16 protein-coding genes are annotated in these 15,523 nt (G+C 60.0%); 10 read left to right on the top strand and 6 right to left on the bottom strand.

Annotated elements, in window-relative coordinates; translation table 11 throughout:
• Positions 1-15: 15 nt before the first annotated feature.
• Genes ATE71_RS01505 through ATE71_RS21540 form a run of 3 tightly spaced genes read right to left on the bottom strand, consistent with a single transcriptional unit; the run spans position 16 to position 2,579 of the window.
• A complete protein-coding gene (locus ATE71_RS01505; protein WP_058801594.1) occupies positions 16-1,023 on the bottom strand; it encodes a FecR family protein in 1,008 nt (335 codons plus the stop codon).
• Positions 1,016-1,954: an RNA polymerase sigma factor gene (locus ATE71_RS21545; protein ID WP_235587857.1), complete on the bottom strand. Its 939-nt coding sequence runs from the start codon at positions 1,952-1,954 to the stop codon at positions 1,016-1,018. The genes ATE71_RS01505 and ATE71_RS21545 overlap by 8 nt, the downstream gene beginning before the upstream one ends.
• Positions 1,932-2,579 carry a GntR family transcriptional regulator gene (locus ATE71_RS21540; protein WP_082665013.1) on the bottom strand — a complete coding sequence of 216 codons (648 nt, stop codon included), beginning with the start codon at positions 2,577-2,579 and terminating at the stop codon, positions 1,932-1,934. The genes ATE71_RS21545 and ATE71_RS21540 overlap by 23 nt, the downstream gene beginning before the upstream one ends.
• 936 nt (positions 2,580-3,515) lie before the next feature.
• Here ATE71_RS21540 and ATE71_RS01495 point away from each other — a divergent pair.
• The 6 genes from ATE71_RS01495 to ATE71_RS01470 all read left to right on the top strand — a co-directional run bounded on the left by ATE71_RS01495 (position 3,516) and on the right by ATE71_RS01470 (position 7,139).
• Positions 3,516-3,770: a hypothetical protein gene (locus ATE71_RS01495; RefSeq protein ID WP_152998589.1), complete on the top strand. Its 255-nt coding sequence runs from the start codon at positions 3,516-3,518 to the stop codon at positions 3,768-3,770.
• Between the two features lie 45 nt (positions 3,771-3,815).
• Positions 3,816-4,745, top strand: coding sequence for a nucleotidyltransferase and HEPN domain-containing protein (locus ATE71_RS01490; RefSeq protein ID WP_058801653.1), 930 nt, complete (start codon positions 3,816-3,818; stop codon positions 4,743-4,745).
• 287 nt (positions 4,746-5,032) lie between these two features.
• Positions 5,033-5,500, top strand: a complete 468-nt coding sequence (locus tag ATE71_RS01485) for a hypothetical protein (protein ID WP_152998588.1) — start codon at positions 5,033-5,035, stop codon at positions 5,498-5,500.
• Positions 5,500-6,114 carry a hypothetical protein gene (locus tag ATE71_RS01480; protein WP_152998587.1) on the top strand — a complete coding sequence of 205 codons (615 nt, stop codon included), beginning with the start codon at positions 5,500-5,502 and terminating at the stop codon, positions 6,112-6,114. The genes ATE71_RS01485 and ATE71_RS01480 overlap by 1 nt, the downstream gene beginning before the upstream one ends.
• A 127-nt stretch (positions 6,115-6,241) precedes the next feature.
• Positions 6,242-6,694 carry a hypothetical protein gene (locus ATE71_RS01475; protein WP_058801590.1) on the top strand — a complete coding sequence of 151 codons (453 nt, stop codon included), beginning with the start codon at positions 6,242-6,244 and terminating at the stop codon, positions 6,692-6,694.
• 4 nt (positions 6,695-6,698) lie between these two features.
• Positions 6,699-7,139: an antitoxin Xre/MbcA/ParS toxin-binding domain-containing protein gene (locus tag ATE71_RS01470; RefSeq protein ID WP_058801589.1), complete on the top strand. Its 441-nt coding sequence runs from the start codon at positions 6,699-6,701 to the stop codon at positions 7,137-7,139.
• Between the two features lie 125 nt (positions 7,140-7,264).
• Here ATE71_RS01470 and hslU read toward each other — a convergent pair whose 3' ends face one another.
• The 3 genes from hslU to ATE71_RS01455 are packed head-to-tail and all read right to left on the bottom strand — an operon-like array spanning position 7,265 to position 9,987.
• Positions 7,265-8,566, bottom strand: coding sequence for an ATP-dependent protease ATPase subunit HslU (gene hslU / locus ATE71_RS01465; RefSeq protein WP_058801588.1), 1,302 nt, complete (start codon positions 8,564-8,566; stop codon positions 7,265-7,267).
• Between the two features lie 4 nt (positions 8,567-8,570).
• The gene (gene hslV, locus ATE71_RS01460; RefSeq protein WP_058801587.1) at positions 8,571-9,137 is read right to left on the bottom strand and encodes an ATP-dependent protease subunit HslV; all 567 of its coding nucleotides are present in this window, start codon (positions 9,135-9,137) and stop codon (positions 8,571-8,573) included.
• Positions 9,138-9,183: 46 nt separating this feature from the next.
• The gene (locus ATE71_RS01455; protein ID WP_058801585.1) at positions 9,184-9,987 is read right to left on the bottom strand and encodes a class I mannose-6-phosphate isomerase; all 804 of its coding nucleotides are present in this window, start codon (positions 9,985-9,987) and stop codon (positions 9,184-9,186) included.
• A 200-nt stretch (positions 9,988-10,187) separates the two neighbouring features.
• Here ATE71_RS01455 and ATE71_RS01450 point away from each other — a divergent pair, with 200 nt between their 5' ends.
• From ATE71_RS01450 to ATE71_RS01435, 4 genes are all read left to right on the top strand, one after another.
• Complete coding sequence (locus ATE71_RS01450; protein WP_058801583.1) at positions 10,188-10,973, top strand: metallophosphoesterase family protein; 786 nt, start codon at positions 10,188-10,190, stop codon at positions 10,971-10,973.
• 166 nt (positions 10,974-11,139) lie between these two features.
• On the top strand, positions 11,140-12,486 hold the full coding sequence (locus ATE71_RS01445) for an O-antigen ligase family protein (RefSeq protein WP_058801582.1): 1,347 nt from the start codon (positions 11,140-11,142) through the stop codon (positions 12,484-12,486).
• A 136-nt stretch (positions 12,487-12,622) separates the two neighbouring features.
• Positions 12,623-13,288 carry a polysaccharide biosynthesis/export family protein gene (locus tag ATE71_RS01440; protein WP_058801580.1) on the top strand — a complete coding sequence of 222 codons (666 nt, stop codon included), beginning with the start codon at positions 12,623-12,625 and terminating at the stop codon, positions 13,286-13,288.
• 17 nt (positions 13,289-13,305) lie between these two features.
• Positions 13,306-15,498 (top strand): GumC family protein, encoded by a 2,193-nt coding sequence (locus ATE71_RS01435; RefSeq protein ID WP_058801579.1) that lies wholly within the window; start codon positions 13,306-13,308, stop codon positions 15,496-15,498.
• Positions 15,499-15,523 lie beyond the last annotated feature (25 nt).

The following is a 15,523-nucleotide window of genomic DNA, read 5'->3' as shown; positions in this document are numbered from 1 at the left end:
CGGCGGGCAAATATTCTATTTGCTGCGGAGGTAGGTGCCGTCCAGACGCTCGTGAATCGTAAGATCAAACAGGTCCGCGATCCGTTTCAGGAACATCTCCGTGTCACTGATCTTGAAGCGACCTGATACATTACGATTGCCAATCTTCGGATCGTCCAAAACGATTGGAACGGATGCATACCTGTTGGCTTCAGAAACCAGCTGGCTCAAGGGGATCGAACGGTGCTCGGCCCAGCCTGACGGCCAGTTCGCCGAATTGAAGCTGGAACGCGGGGCAGAATGAATCTGCTGATCATCAAAATTGTATACGAGCGCCGTGCCGGTCCGGAGCGATCGGGGCGCCGCGTCCGCGGCGCGCGAGGCCGAAGCAAGATCGGCCTTTCCGCTGAACAGTTCCACTACAACCTGACGGTCGCCGCTAATCATAACATCGATGACGCCTTCGTTTGTTGTCACGAAGCCCTGTCCAGCCTCGACGCGGAATGGGCGAACGTCACTGACAACCTTCACCCGCGCCCGGCCTTGCGCCACGCGGACATATCGCGTGTTATGGGATATCGATACCTCGACCTTGGTGTCAGAATCGAGGGTCGCCATTGATCCATCTGCCAGTTTGAAGCTGCGGATCTCGCCGCGATCAGTTACCAGAGGTTCTGCGGCGTAGGCAGACTGAACGACACCCGTCGCTGGGATCGGAGTGCCCCCGGCGCGGATTGTGATCGCAAACACGATGACTGCTGCAGCAGCCGCGCCGACCATCAGCCAGCGTATTCGCGGTCGTGCGACAGGTTTTGTTTCTGTTAACTCGCTGGGCTGGGCGGAGGACTTCAATATCTCGGCCTGGGCAATTACGCGAGAGTAGCGATTATAAGCCTGTCTGTGACCGGGCGACGCGGCCAACCATTGTTCGAATTCCTCCTGAAGCGATTCCGACACGTCCCCGCGCATTCTGATGCTCCATGAAAGAGCGTCATCTCGCGGGAAAGCGTCGTCGTCCGGTTTCGCCTCGTCATTGTCATTCATCGGTTGGATCCACCACTTGTGCGATATGTGCCAAGGCTTTCATCATATGATATTCCACCGTCGCGATGCTGACACCCAGTCGCTGGTGGATCTCGCGATAGCTAAGTTCCTCGACACGGTGCATCAGAAAAACTCGCCTCGTCTTTTCGCTGAGACCTGAAACGGCGCGCTCATAGAGCCGGAGCAGATCGGTAGCTTCGATTTCGAGTCCTTGCTCAGGCGGACTGGCAAGATCATGACCATCCTGAAGCGGAAGAAGGACGACCTTGTTGCGCCGACTACTTATTGCGCGATTTATCAGCAGGTTTCGTGCAATGCGCTGGAGAAAGGCAGCCGGGTTGACGAGGCGATGCCGCTGTTCGCTGCCCGCGGCACGCAAGAACACTTCCTGCATCAGATCCGGTGCAGCCTCTGGACCAGCGTGTCGCCGCAGATAGCGTAGCAAGACGGCGCCATCATCGCGAAAGGCCCTGTCCAATGCGGCGCTGCCTTCGTTCGGGACTCGGGTTGTCGTTGAAACATTGGCCGGCTTTTCCGGCTCCCCGCCCCGATCCGGCGACGAAGACAGAAGTGCGCGCGCAGAACGCTCGCGACTGAATGAAGAAAATGCCACAGGATTGATCTGAAATGGCAACGCGAGCAGGCGGGTTGTCACCCGTCCGCAAGTCTTTTCCCGCTTCGCCCTCTTTAAATTGCACCGTGACAATTTAATGGCCGGGCCACTCGTCCGGCAGGGACGAGCGTTCATAATGCGTGACGGCACTTCCACGCAGCCGCTGCCATTTTGCTCGCTGCGCTCTGCCGTCATGCCAACGGCCGTGAAAATTGGCAAGCAAAACGCTGCTGAAATTTGTATTTCGCTACAGCCCAATTTGCCCGACGGAAAAATATCGCTCTCCCCAACGAAATTAGAGCGCGCTTCGTTGATCAAAATCCAATGTCATCAGCCTAATATATGCTGCAACCTTTGCGATGCGTCGGTTATGATAGCGAATGATACGTTGTCGCAGTGCACCGCGTTTAGACGGATCATTAGCTGCATCTATAATGTCATGTATTTCTGATTTTACGTCTTTCAACAATTGATGATCGTAAATACGAAATCTATTGAGGTGATCATTATATCCCGAAATCCTGCGTGCGATTTCATTATTACCTGATCGCTTGCCCAGTTGAAGAAATGTACTCGAGATTTGATCTTGATATGACCCATCCGCGAAAATTGCGGGTAAATTTCTCGGCGAAGAGGCGATCGCGCCGATGAGCAAAATGCGATTTGCTTCAAAGAGATCGCGCAGTCCACTCTCATTCATTCGCGGCACCTGAAAGCCTCGTCGATGCACCAGCGAAACCATTTCTGCGCCCTGCAACTGCTTCAGAGCGTCGCGGGCTACCGTGCGGCTGCATGAGAGCAAACTAGTGACTTCTCCCAAAGTCAAATATTCGCCCGGAGTCCAATGACCATCGACAAAAAGTCGCTTGATTTCGCAATAAATGCGCTCGGGCGCGGTCGCGGGGCACACCGGATCAGTGCAATTGAGCTTACAATCAGCCATGCAGCATCACTCCAAGAACTTGGCGCTGAGTATCAACGGCCCATTGCGCCTGAACCCGTTGCCGGCTTGCCAAATCGGATATCCCTCGGTGAACCGGAGTGACGAATGACGAATCGCCAATAAGCTCTCGAATCGTACTTGCGCCTTGCAAATGGTCATTTGAATAAGTGCCTTCTCTATAAATTTGTCAATTACCCAGCTAACTGATCACCTTTGCGGCCAAAAGCGACCGATTCGGCGTTTTCTGAGCAAACTTATAGTGCACATTTCGAGATTTGTCTAGACTGATATGGGTTACGTTCTAATACGAATTGCCTAAAGAAGATTGTGGAAGTTGAATTATATTTTTGAAATGGTCCACGTAACTTTGGCTCTACGTAGATCTTTCTGGATAGTTGTGGAACTCCCGCTCCCCGATAGGGGAAGGTGAAGCAGGGTCTTTCAGGAGCACTGTTCCCGGCTATTGCCGCACCCCTCGAGCTTGAGCGGGCGTCGAATATCCGTGTTCAACACCGCATAGGGCGCGAAGAGAGCAGTGTCATTCTCCTGCCGGAGCTAGCGGCAGTACTTCAGATGGGGGCGCGCGAAGAGAACCGTCGTAATGCCCCGCATCGACGGCCCAGAGGTGCGATCGATTCTGCAGTTTCGTCGCCTACGCAGCCAGAATCGTGTTTTTCGACGTGAGCCTCAAGTTCTTAACTATCGGACCAGACCATCTCGCCCCAGGGCGCTTCGCCGCGTGCGCGACCAGAGGGAGAAGAATGTAAGGGGTAAGGGAGCAGAGATGCCCCCGGCAGCAGAATTGCAAATGTGAAAGAGGGAAGGGGGAAGCGGACGCCGTCCGCCGATGCCTCCGCGGATGTTGGCCGCTTCACCGAAGCCGTCAATTACCAACCCGTAATGGGCCTCTGCGGGCAGCTGCCGGAATATTCAGATATGATCAAGTTCGCATTTGGAAAACGTCGCCGCCGTCGCCAGTTGGAGCAGGCGATATGGCTAATGGCACCGCTGGACCGGGCGATATTCCTCGGGCATTTCGTTGAAGACGCGACCTTCATTGAACTAGCGCACTGGCATGGCATCAGCGTTTCCGAAGTCGAAGCGGCGCTTTGTCGGGGACTTGGAATTCTGGCCGATGTCCTGGAGCCGGAGCGGCCGCGATGGTGGCGGATTTGGCAACGCCAAGTGTGATGATGCTTGCCAAGCAAGAGCGCGCCGGACAGGGTGCACAAGATCATGCGTACCGACCTGGATCACCTTCCTGCGAATAAGCAGCGTGAATTGGAGCGCGTTGTCCAGATCATCTTCGAGGAGTTCGAGGATGCACTGGCGCTCGCTCAAAAGCAGTGGAAGAAAAAAGGACGGATCGAAAAGATCATCCTCTATGGAAGCCACGCCCGGGGCGGTTGGGTGGATGAGCCCCATACTGCAAAGGGATATCGGTCCGACTTCGATTTGCTTATCATCGTCAATGACAAGCGGCTGACCGAACGCGTCGATTATTGGCTTAAGCTCGATGATCGGCTGATCCGCGAACTTGCGATCGATAAGAGCCTGCACACGCCGGTGAATTTCATCGTGCACACGCTCCAAGAGGTGAACGACGGTCTCGCGCACGGGCGATATTTTTTCATGGATGTCGCGAAGGACGGCATCGCGCTCTACAGCTACGATGACAAGGAGCTCCATGCTCCGAAGCCGAAGACTCCCGAGCAGGCGCTGGCGATGGCGAAGGAGTATTTCGAAGAATGGTTTCCAGCGGCGATGCGAAAGCATGAATTCGCCAGATTTGGGATGGATAAGGGGCATCTAAAGGAGACAGCGTTTGAACTTCATCAAACGGCAGAAACACTCTATCACTGCGTACTTCTTGTGTGCACTTTCTATACTCCCCATGTTCATAATCTCGCCTTCCTCCGCACACAGGCTGAACGAATAGATATGCGCTTGATCGATGCCTGGCCTCGGGAGCGACGTGAGGACCGTAGGCTGTTTGAAAAGCTGAAAGAGGCCTATGTTAAGGCCCGCTATTCGAAGCATTACCGTATCAGCGAGGAAGAATTACTTCGGCTTAGCGCGAATGTCGACGCGTTGGGACAAGCCGTACACGCCGTTTGCCGGGACCGGCTTTCGGATCTCGAAGCACGAGTGTCTATCGAAGGATAGCCCCAATGGCGGAGGGCCCTCGCGCAGGTGTTTTTTTCATCGCCTGAGGCGACGGCGGTGAACGGAAGGGGAAGTTGCAGGGTTGGCCCTGCCGGAAGGATGAAAGTCTGAAGGAGGGCTGCCGCACCGAGCCCCGGCACTCGGGCTCAAGGTCAAGAGCAGTTCCCATGCAATTTACGACAATAGCCGACCCGCTGAATCCGCACGACGGATCCGGCACAATGCTTCACACGGTCCTGAAGGGTAGTATTCCGCTCCCCGCTGCGACGCGTGCCGACAGCAAGATCATGCACCATATCGCGGCGCTCATGCAGAATTCGGCTCGCTCCGCAGACGGCATGGCGGCAACGCTGCTGCCCGGAAGCCATATTCTAGAATCGCCAAGGATTATTTTATACGCCACCGCGGCCCAGACCCCGCTGTTTCTTAGCGAAATGGAAGTCCTCGCCATCGCGACGGATCATCCAGTGATCTTGCTGCGGCGATCCGACGGATCACCCGCCGATCTGAGCGTCGACATCGCCTTGCCCGGCCCCGCGGATTTCAGCTGGTTTCTCGATTACCGCTTGTTTCGCGGTCTGGCCGGCGACAGTTGGCTTGTGCCGCTCGGCAGCGGACCGTCGATTCACCTTATGCGCCGTGAATTGTTTCTGTCGGATCACCACCCCTATGCGGATGCGTGGGATCGCGAAGCCGGCATCGATCGGGCGAGCGCGCATTTTGCCTCGCACCGGATTGGAGCCTGGTCATGGTGATGAAGAAGTTCCCGGCGCCGGGCGACCTCGACTTTGTGCCCGTCCCCGGCGGCGACAATCCGGATTTCATATTCGGCGTCATCCGCCGGCAGATCAAGGACGGCCCTCTCCGGACCGTCCCGACGTCGGTCCTCAAGCGCCTCTGCCCGGGGCAGATGGTCGATGTCGCCGCACCATGGGTGCCAAGCTGCTATCACTGGGACGTGCTCCTTCCACCTCACGCGAACGACGAGTTCCTCGATCCGAAGTACCTCTGCGAGAAGTACGAAGCGCAGGCGTGCAACAAGCTCAAAGATCTCCTCGTGATGATCACTCTTCGCTTTCCTAACCCCGATCGTCTTCATCGGGCCTGGGAAGATGGTCGGGCTTTCGCGCTGGAACGATTGTGCCGCGAGCGCAATGTCGCCGTGATTGCCGCGATGCATCTGCCCGTATCGGTCGGCTCCACTAATCCGCCGCATATCCATCTGATGGCGCCCGCCCGCGAACTGCAATGTTACGGCTTTGGTCCGTTCGTCCGGCCATTTTCGGCCGATGCTGGCAAAGCGATGATCGCAGCCGAATGGGCCGAATGGCAGGAGCGACAGCGCAGCGGCGATGCCGCCGGCGGATAACCGGCGTCGACCACATCGATGCCTTGAGCCTTGGCTGATCCCCTCAATGAAGAAGCACCAGCTTTTGGCTGGAACTAAGAAATGAAAGCAGCGGCTTCCCAGCCGGAGCCGCTGCCAGGAATTGACGATGAAAAAATATATGACCGCCAAAGACCGGCTCGAAGAAGCCGAGACACTGATGGCCGCCCTTGCGATTGTTCGGAGCGCGGGGTTGGAGCTGGATGGCAAGCTTCCCGTCCTGCCGCCTGAGTTTGTGCGCTATCTCTCAGCGCCCGATTCTTTTCTTCTAGTCGTGCCGTCGACAGCGGCCTACCAAGACGACCGCCCCAGAGCCGCGAACGCGATGCGGATCGCGCGGTGCGATGCTGTGATCGTCCGGATATCGCGGCCGAGTATCGGCCCCAAGAAGGTCGTCATCGATATAGGAATCGATGGTCTCGTACCCGTATGGCACAATGAATATCGTCCCTGCTCATTGGATGGCGTGCTGCATTTTGTGCCCGACCATGATCCAGGCGGACCCATTTTCCGGCTGACCCAAAAGGGGCTGATCTCGTCGGTCGATTTCGATGTGTTGTAGCCCGATGAGCATCGATGACCAGAACGACGCGCAGCTCAGGGCGCGGGCCTATTTCGTGCGGCGGGGTGTTGACCCCGTCCGACACGGCGGAGCGGGGCTGCGCACATTCCTCAATATCGCCGAAATGTGGGATCTGAGCCGCGGTGAGCAAATGGCCCTGCTTGGCATCCGCGACACTGCGATATTCGCAGATTGGAAGGTTCGCGTGCGAGCGCACGAGGCCGTCGCGATCCCGGTCGACGTGATTGTGCGAGTCGGCTGCGTGTTATCGATTTACGCTTCGCTCCGGGCGCTCTTTCCCGAAGGACAGGCGGCTGGATGGTTGCGCACGCCAAACGCGGACAGAATATTTGGCGGAAGGACCGCGCTGGCTGTTATGACCAATGGCGAACTTGATGATCTCGATACGGTGGTCGGCTATCTTCGGCGGAGAATTTACGGCTGAAGGTACATTCTCTTCTTTCGTTGCCGTGGAGGCAGAATTAGAACCCCGATCGCGCGCCGCGACGATCAGTTCAATTCATGCTCCAAAGGCCGCCTAGCCGAGAGCGTCCAGGCGGCCTATGACCATCAAAGCACATATTTGCTGAGGTCGGTGTCGCCGACGACATCGGCGAGCTGGCTGTCGACATAGGCGGCGTCGATGTCGAGCGTCGTGCCGCCGGCGTCCTCGGCGGTGAAGCTGATTTCCTCGACCAGCCGCTCCATAATCGTCTGGAGCCGGCGCGCGCCGATATTCTCGACCTTTTCATTCACCTCCGCCGCGAGCTTCGCGACGCGCGCGATGGCGTCATCGGTGAAGTTCAGAGTCACGTCCTCGGTGCCGAGCAATGCCGCATATTGTTCGGGAAGACCGGCCTTTGTCTCGCTGAGAATGCGAACAAAATCCTCTTCGGACAGCGCGCCGAGCTCGACGCGGATGGGAAGGCGACCTTGGAGTTCGGGAAGCAGGTCGCTGGGTTTTGCGACATGGAAGGCGCCCGACGCGATAAACAGGATATGGTCGGTCTTCATCGGCCCATATTTGGTCGCGACCGTCGTGCCCTCGATCAGCGGAAGGAGGTCGCGCTGCACGCCTTCGCGGCTCACAGAGCCGCCGCGCACGTCGCTGACCGCGATCTTGTCGATTTCGTCGAGGAAGACGATGCCGTTCGCCTCGGCATCGGCGAGCGCGACGCGCGCGACATCATCCTGGTCGAGCCTTTTGTCCTGCTCTTCCTCGATCAGCCGCGTCGCGGCGTCGATGACCTTCAGCTTGCGGCGCTTCTTCGGAAGGCCGCCCATCGCCTTGCCGAGCATGTCGGAGAGGTTGATCATGCTCATCTGACCGGGCTGGCCGGGGAGGTCGAACGGCATCGACGGCGCGTCGGCGACCTCGATCTCGACCTCATTGTCATCGAGATGGCCTTCGCGGATACGCTGGCGAAAGCTCTGGCGCGTGGCCTCGCTCGCGCCCTTGCCGGTCAGCGCGTCAAGCAGCCGCTCCATCGCAGCTTCTTCGGCGGCAGCGCGCACGGACTCGCGGCGGCGGTCCTTTTCGAGCCGGACGGCTTCCTCGACAAGGTCGCGTGCGATCTGTTCGACGTCGCGGCCGACATAGCCCACCTCGGTGAACTTGGTCGCCTCGACCTTGATGAAAGGGGCGTCGGCGAGTTTTGCGAGACGACGCGAAATCTCGGTCTTGCCGCAGCCGGTGGGGCCGATCATAAGGATATTCTTGGGGCTTACCTCGTCGCGCAGGTCGGGCGAAAGCTGCTGGCGGCGCCAGCGATTGCGCAGCGCGACGGCAACCGCGCGCTTGGCGGCGCCCTGGCCGATGATATGCGTATCGAGCGCAGCAACGATCGCTTTGGGAGTCAGGTCCTTGTTCATATGATTATGCCCGGATTTCTATGATTTCTTGGGTGAATTGGTCGTTCGTGTAGACGCAGATGTCGGCGGCGACCTCCATCGCCTTCCTTACCAGCACCTCTGGGTCCTTTTCATAATCGGCAAGCGCGCGCGCGGCGGACAGTGCGAAATTGCCGCCTGAACCGATCGCGGCAATGCCACCCCTTGGTTCGAGCACGTCGCCGTTGCCGGTGATGACGAGCGTTACCTCCTTGTCGGCCACGATCATCATCGCCTCGAGATTGCGGAGATATTTGTCGGTGCGCCAGTCCTTCGCAAGTTCGACGGCGGCGCGGAGCAGCTGGCCGTTATGCCGGTCAAGCTTCGCTTCGAGCCGTTCGAATAGGGTGAAGGCATCGGCGGTGGCGCCGGCGAAGCCGCCGATGACGCTGCCGTCGTGAAGACGGCGGACCTTGCGGGCGTTGGGCTTCATCACCGTCTGCCCCATCGACACCTGCCCATCGCCGATGATGACGACCTTGTCTTCGTTACGGGCGGAAAGGATGGTGGTTCCGTGCCAGGGCGCGGCACTTTGCGCATGAGGATTGGTCATGATCCGCGATATGGGCGATGGCCCATCGCGCCGCAAGGGGAGGGCGTCAGGCCCAGGCGAGAAGCGCGCGGCCGCCGGGTTCGATCGTGATCGCGCGCGGATCGGCGAGCAGTCCCGCTTCGCCGAACGCGACCTCTTCGCCCGCGACGCGGCAGCCGGCCGAGAGCGGGACGAAGGTCAGTTCGCCCGTCGCCCGTTCGATGATTGCCGGATCGACAGGGCTCGCGAGCTGCGCGAGGTGGAAGTGCGGACCGTCGACGAGCATCAGATTGGCCTGCGGATCGACGGCGGTGTCGCGCGGATCGTGGATCGGACCCGGGTTCGCGACCTTGAGCCCCTCGTCGAGGTGCAATTCGCGAGGGCGGCCGTAATCGTAGAGGCGGTAAGTGCAATCGACATTCTGCTGCACCTCGACGACCGTCAGGCCAGGGCCGATCGCGTGAATCGTGCCCGCGCGATTATAGACGAAGTCGTTTTCCCGCGACGGCCGCCAGTCGAGCATGTCGACGATGCTGCCGTCGAGCGCGGCGGCACGCAATTGCTCGCGGCTGCTTTCGCGCGCGAGCCCGACGCCGAGTTCGGCGCCCGGCTGCGCGTCGAGGATAAGCCAGCATTCCTCCTTGCCACGGGGGAGACCGGCGGCGCGCGCCGCCGCATCGGCGGGGTGAACCTGAATCGACAGCCGCTGCGACGTAAAGAGGAATTTGACCATGATCGGCGCCACGTCGCCGGCGGGATGAGCGAACCATATCTCGCCGATGCGGCGACCGGCGAAATCGCCGAAAACAGGGGGGATGTCGGTCCGGCCCCAAGGCTTTTCGACAATGGATCTGTGTAGCCGTTCGATCATGGCGCATCGTGATCGGTGTTGCGGCGAGGGTCAAGGGCGCGAGGTCGGCGGCCCGTCCGCGCGGAGGGCCCGCATAAATATTGCAACGCTTGGGCCCGCCCGGCGTATATTGCCACGCTCGACCGGGGGAGATAAGGGCGTGCGCCCCAGCATCGCTCGAACCCCGCACCGATTTTATTGATAGAAATGGTCCCTTCAGCATGTTCTGGAAACGCAAAAGCCAGCCAGTCCAACCGGCGCTCGGTGGCTTTTCCATTCCCGATGGCCGTCGTGTCTATGCCATCGGGGACATTCACGGCCGCGACGACCTGTTCGCCCAGCTCATCGACCTGATCCGTGCCGACAGCGCGGGGCGGCCGCGCGCGGACGTCACGCTCATCTTGCTCGGCGACCTCGTCGATCGCGGGCCGCAGTCGGCCGAGGTGGTCGAACGCGCGATGCGGCTTCGCGACGAATTCGCCGATACGCGGCTGCTGATCGGCAACCATGAGGAATGTTTCCTGGCGGCGCTGACCGGCGATGTGCGGCGCCTCCGCTATTTCATGCGGATTGGCGGCGAGGCGACCGTGCGCAGCTATTGGCGCGACGACCAGAGCCTGAGCGAAGCGAGCTTCGAGGAGGTCGCTGCGCGCCTGCCGCAGATCGTTCCCGCCGAACATGTCGCCTATCTGGGCAGCGGTGAGGATGTCGTCGAGATCGGTGACTATGCCTTTGTCCACGCGGGTATCCGGCCCGGCGTTCCGCTCGAGAAACAGTCGCTTGCCGATCTCAGGTGGATTCGCGACGAATTTCTCGACGATATGGGGGATCATGGAAAGATGATCGTTCACGGCCATACGATCACAGCGCGTCCGGACGAACAGACCAATCGAATCGGCATCGATACCGGGGCGTTTCAGAGCGGCACGCTTTCGGCGCTGGGGCTGGAAGGGCAGCGGCGCTGGTATTTGTTCGCGGAGGAGAGCGCCGCAGCATCTGCGGCTTGACCTGCGTCAACAGCGGTTTAACGCGGCAGTCAAAGACGGAATAGGCGGCATGGCCCCAAGCCTTCGGATGGAGACGCACGGGGCCGAATGAGCAGAGATGAGCAGAGAGTCGAAATTGCCCAAGCTTTCATCCCGATTTTCGTCCGCTTCGAGCTGGATACCCCTGTTGTTTCTCGTCATGCTGTTCCTGACCGGGGGAAGCGCGCGCAGCGATGTCGCGTCCTTGCCGCTGTTGCGGGCCGGGGCGCTATTGTTCGGCTTTTGGGCGATGCTGCGCATGACCCGCGAGGATTGGCGGCGGATCCGGGTGCCCTTGCTGCTGCTCGTCGCGTTGCTCGCGTGGATGGTCGTCCAGCTCGTCCCGCTGCCGCCCGACATGTGGCAGGCATTGCCGGGGCGCGAAACAATCGCGGCGATCGACAAGACGCTCGGCCAGGCCGATATCTGGCGCCCCCTTTCGCTCACGCCGTCGCAGACGCTGAACAGCGTTCTGGCGATGACAGTGCCGTTCGCCGCCTTGTTCCTTTTCGCACAGGCCGATGCCGACGAACAGCGGCGGTTGCTGTTCGCGGTCGTCGGCATTGGTTGCGCGAGCGCGCTGCTGGGCGTGATCCAATTATTGTCGGGCGCATCGAGCGGCGCCTATCTCTACCGCATCACCAATTCGGATGCGATGGTGGGACTGTTCGCGAACCGGAATCATCATTCAATATTCCTTGCGTGCATATTGGTGGTCGTCGCGATGCTGTTGCGCGACGAACTGATGCGCAAGCGCAAGCGGACGACCGTTCGCGCCGGACTGGTTGCTGCCGGTGTCTTGCTGACCGCGATGACGGCGCTGATCGGATCCCGCGCGGGGCTGTTCACGGGCGTCGTCGCCTTTGCCGCGGGATATCTGTCGGTGGTCGCAGCCTGGCGATCGCGTCCCGCGGAATCCCGGCGCGCAGCGGTGCCCGCACCGGGATGGACCCGGGCGCTCGTCTATGCCCCGCCGCTGATCGTGGCGGGCGTGGTCGGCGCGGCGCTGTGGCTGTCCGACCGGACGACGGGGCTGACGCGTCTGATCGAAAATGACGCCGTGGCCGACATGCGCGTTCAGGCCTGGCCCGTCGTGCAGTCGATGGTCGAACGGTTCTGGCTGTGGGGCAGCGGCTTCGGATCGTTCCCCGACACCTACAAGATATATGAAACGGATGCGCTGTTGCAGCCGGCCTATTACAACCATGCCCACAACGACTGGGCCGAGATCGTCATCACGGGCGGGTTGCCCTTTGTGCTGATCCTGTTGGCCGCGATCCTCTGGGTCGCCCGGAGCTTTGCGGCGCGTGGCACGCGGAACCTGATCAAGGGGTATCGCGGCGACGTGCGATTGTCCGCCCTGCTGATCATCCTCCTGCTCGCCGCCGCCAGCGTCGTGGACTATCCGCTACGCGTGCCGTCGATACAGGCCTTTGCGATTTTGATCCTGATCCTGTTGTGTTGCCCGAAGCCCGCGACGACGCGCGGGGATTAGGGTTGCAGCAGAGTCGATTGTGGCTATAGCCAGCGAACCCCGTTAATTGGAACGAATTTCCGTTATGACCCGACGCCTTGCCTGCGCAATTATTGCAATTTCACTGTTTGCTGGTTGCGCCAAGGATCCGCCACCGGTGGCGAGCGTGCCCAACGGACCTGTCACCAAGCTGGACGCCCTGCCGAAGCCCGAAGCAGGCGACGTCGTGCGATCGACCCGGTCGGCTTTCGTCGGGCCGTTCAGCGAATTGCGCGTCGAGGTTTTCGGCGTTCCCGAGATGCAGCGCGACGTGATGGCCGACGGGGAGGGGAATTTTGCCTTTCCGTTGATCGGCACCGTCGCCGCGGCCGGGAAGACACCCACGATCATATCGGAGGAAATACGGGCCAAGCTCGCCGGGCGTTACGTCCGCGACCCCCATGTGACGGTCAATTTCAAATCGTCGGCCAACCCACTTGCGGTGCAGTCGATGTCGGTCACCGTCGATGGCCAGGTCAACCGCGCCGGTTCCTATCCGGTGGTCGGCCGCGTCACCTTGATGCGGGCGGTCGCGCTGGCGGGCGGCCTGACCGAATATGCGAAGCTGCAGGACGTGGTCGTGTTTCGCGATGTCGGCGGCAAGCAATATGTCGGCATCTATAATCTCGAGGCGATCCGCCGCGGCAATTATGCCGATCCCGAAATTTTCCCGAACGACGTGGTGATTGTCGGCGATTCGCCGCAGCGCCGCCAGTTCAAGGACATCCTGACGATTACGCCGGCGCTCCTTTCGCCGCTGATCTTGTTGGCTCGTGAGTTTTAATCAGGACTGATCGCGTAATGAACCAATCGATTAACGAGCCCGCGAGCTTTTTGCCGACCGAACAAGCGCTGTCGGTCGATGACGGCTATGGCGAACAAGAGGCCCGTCCGGGCCTGCCGATCCTCGAACAGGTCTGGTCGGCGGTCCTGAACCATCGGAACCTGGCGCTGGGCGTGATTGCCGGTTGTGTCCTGCTGGGGCTTGTCGCGACGTTTCTCGCGACGCCGCAATATTCCTCGACGGTCCGCCTTGAGATCCTGCCCGATGCACCGGTTGCGACCTCGGTGGAGGGGCAGCGCGACAAGGCCCTGGTCAATGAGGTCTCGTTCTACAACACCCAATATTCGCTGCTCGAATCCAAGTCGCTTGCCGAGCGCGTCGTGCGCGCGGGCAATTTGACTGCCGACAAGGATTTTCTGAGCGCGTTCAAGCTCGACAATCCCGACGCGTCGATGACCAGCGCCGAGCGGCAGGGGCTCACCAATCGCGCTACGGATATCATACTCGAACGGCTGGCGGTGTCGCCGGTGCGAAATTCTAGTCTGGTCGACGTGAGCTTTTCCACGCCGTCGCCCAAATTATCGGCAAAGCTGGCCAATCTTTGGGGTCAACAATTCCTTCTGACGAGTATCGATCGTCGCTTCGCTGCGACCTCCGACGCCAGGAAATATCTTGAAGGACGGCTCGAAACGCTGCGGCAAAATCTGGAATCGTCCGAACGGGCGCTGATCAATTACGGCACCAGCAAGGGCATTGTGACGATTTCGTCGCAGACGGACGCCAATGGCCGCACCCAGTCCGAAACGCTGGTCGGCGCGGATATCGCCAATATCGGCGAGGCACTAGCGAAAGCGCGCGAAGCGCGCATCGCGGCCGAATCCGAACTTGCGAGCGCATCGATCGGAAGCGCCGCGGTGAACGCGCAGACGGTCAGCAGCCTGCGCGAACGGCGCGCCGAACTGGAAGCGCAGATGGCCCAGCAGCGCACGACCTTCGAGGACGATTATCCCGCCGTCGTCCAGCTTCGCGCGCAGATCGCCGATCTCGACCGCAGCATTGCGCGCGAAACCGGCCGTTCATCGCAGATCAATCGCGACGCCTATGCCGCTGCGGTCAGCCGGGAGAAGCAGCTCCAGGCCGAACTCGACGAGCTGACCCAGAAATATAATTCGCAGCAGCGCCAGTCGATCGAGATGACGATTCTCCAGCGCGAGGTCGATTCCAACCGGCAACTCTACGACGGCCTTTTGCAGCGCTACAAGGAAATCGGCGTCGCGGGGGTGGGGACGAACAATATTTCGGTCGTCGATGCCGCAGAGGCGCCCTCCGGCCCCTCGAGCCCCAACCTGCCATTGAACGTCGTGCTGTCGTTGATCGCCGGTATCGCGTTGGCGTCGGGCCTGATCTTCGTGCTGGAGAAGATGGATAGCTCGATCCGCGATCCGCACGATGTCGAGACGCGTTTCGGCCTGCCGTTGCTGGGGGCGATTCCCGAAGTGATCGGCCAGCCGCTGGCCGATGTCATCACCGACAAGAAATCGGCAGCCTATGAAGCCTATTTCTCGCTGATGACTAACCTGTCGTTCTTGACCGCGCATGGGGCGCCGCGATCGATCATGCTGACGTCTTCGCAGCCGAAGGAAGGCAAGAGCAATTCGTCGCTGTGCCTCGCGACCGTTCTGGCGGCATCCGGCAAATCTGTGATCCTTGTCGATGCCGACATTCGCAATCCGTCGCAGAACCAATATCTTCACATCCCCAACTCGCTCGGGCTCAGCCACTATCTGTCGGGCGACGACAATCTGGAGGGCATGATCTCCGAGTTGCCGAAGTTCGGTTTCTCGATCATCACCGCTGGCAAGACCCCGCCCAACGCGGCCGAGTTGCTAGGCAGCGACCGTCTCGACACGCTCGTAGCGATGCTACTGAAGCGCTTCGACCATGTGCTGATCGACTCGCCACCGTTGCTGGGCCTTGCCGACGCCCCGTTGATCGCGCGGCGCGTCGAAGGTGTCTTGTTCACGATCGAGGCGAATTCGACCAAGCGGCGCGTGATCGGGACCGCGCTGTCGCGGCTCCAGAAATCGGGCGCGAAGCTGTTTGGCGCGATTGTGACGAAGGTTGGGGTCAAGAACAGCGCCTATGGCTATGGCTATGGTTACGGTTACGGCTACAGCTATGGCGACGACGCGAAGCGAAACGATGGCTGAGCCTTGGCTCGATAACGGCTATTCC

It is taken from the genome of Sphingopyxis sp. H115, assembly GCF_001468465.1.
Taxonomy (GTDB): Bacteria; Pseudomonadota; Alphaproteobacteria; order Sphingomonadales; family Sphingomonadaceae; genus Sphingopyxis.
Note: the sequence above shows the minus strand (reverse complement) of the source record. Positions and strands in the feature narration are given on the sequence as shown.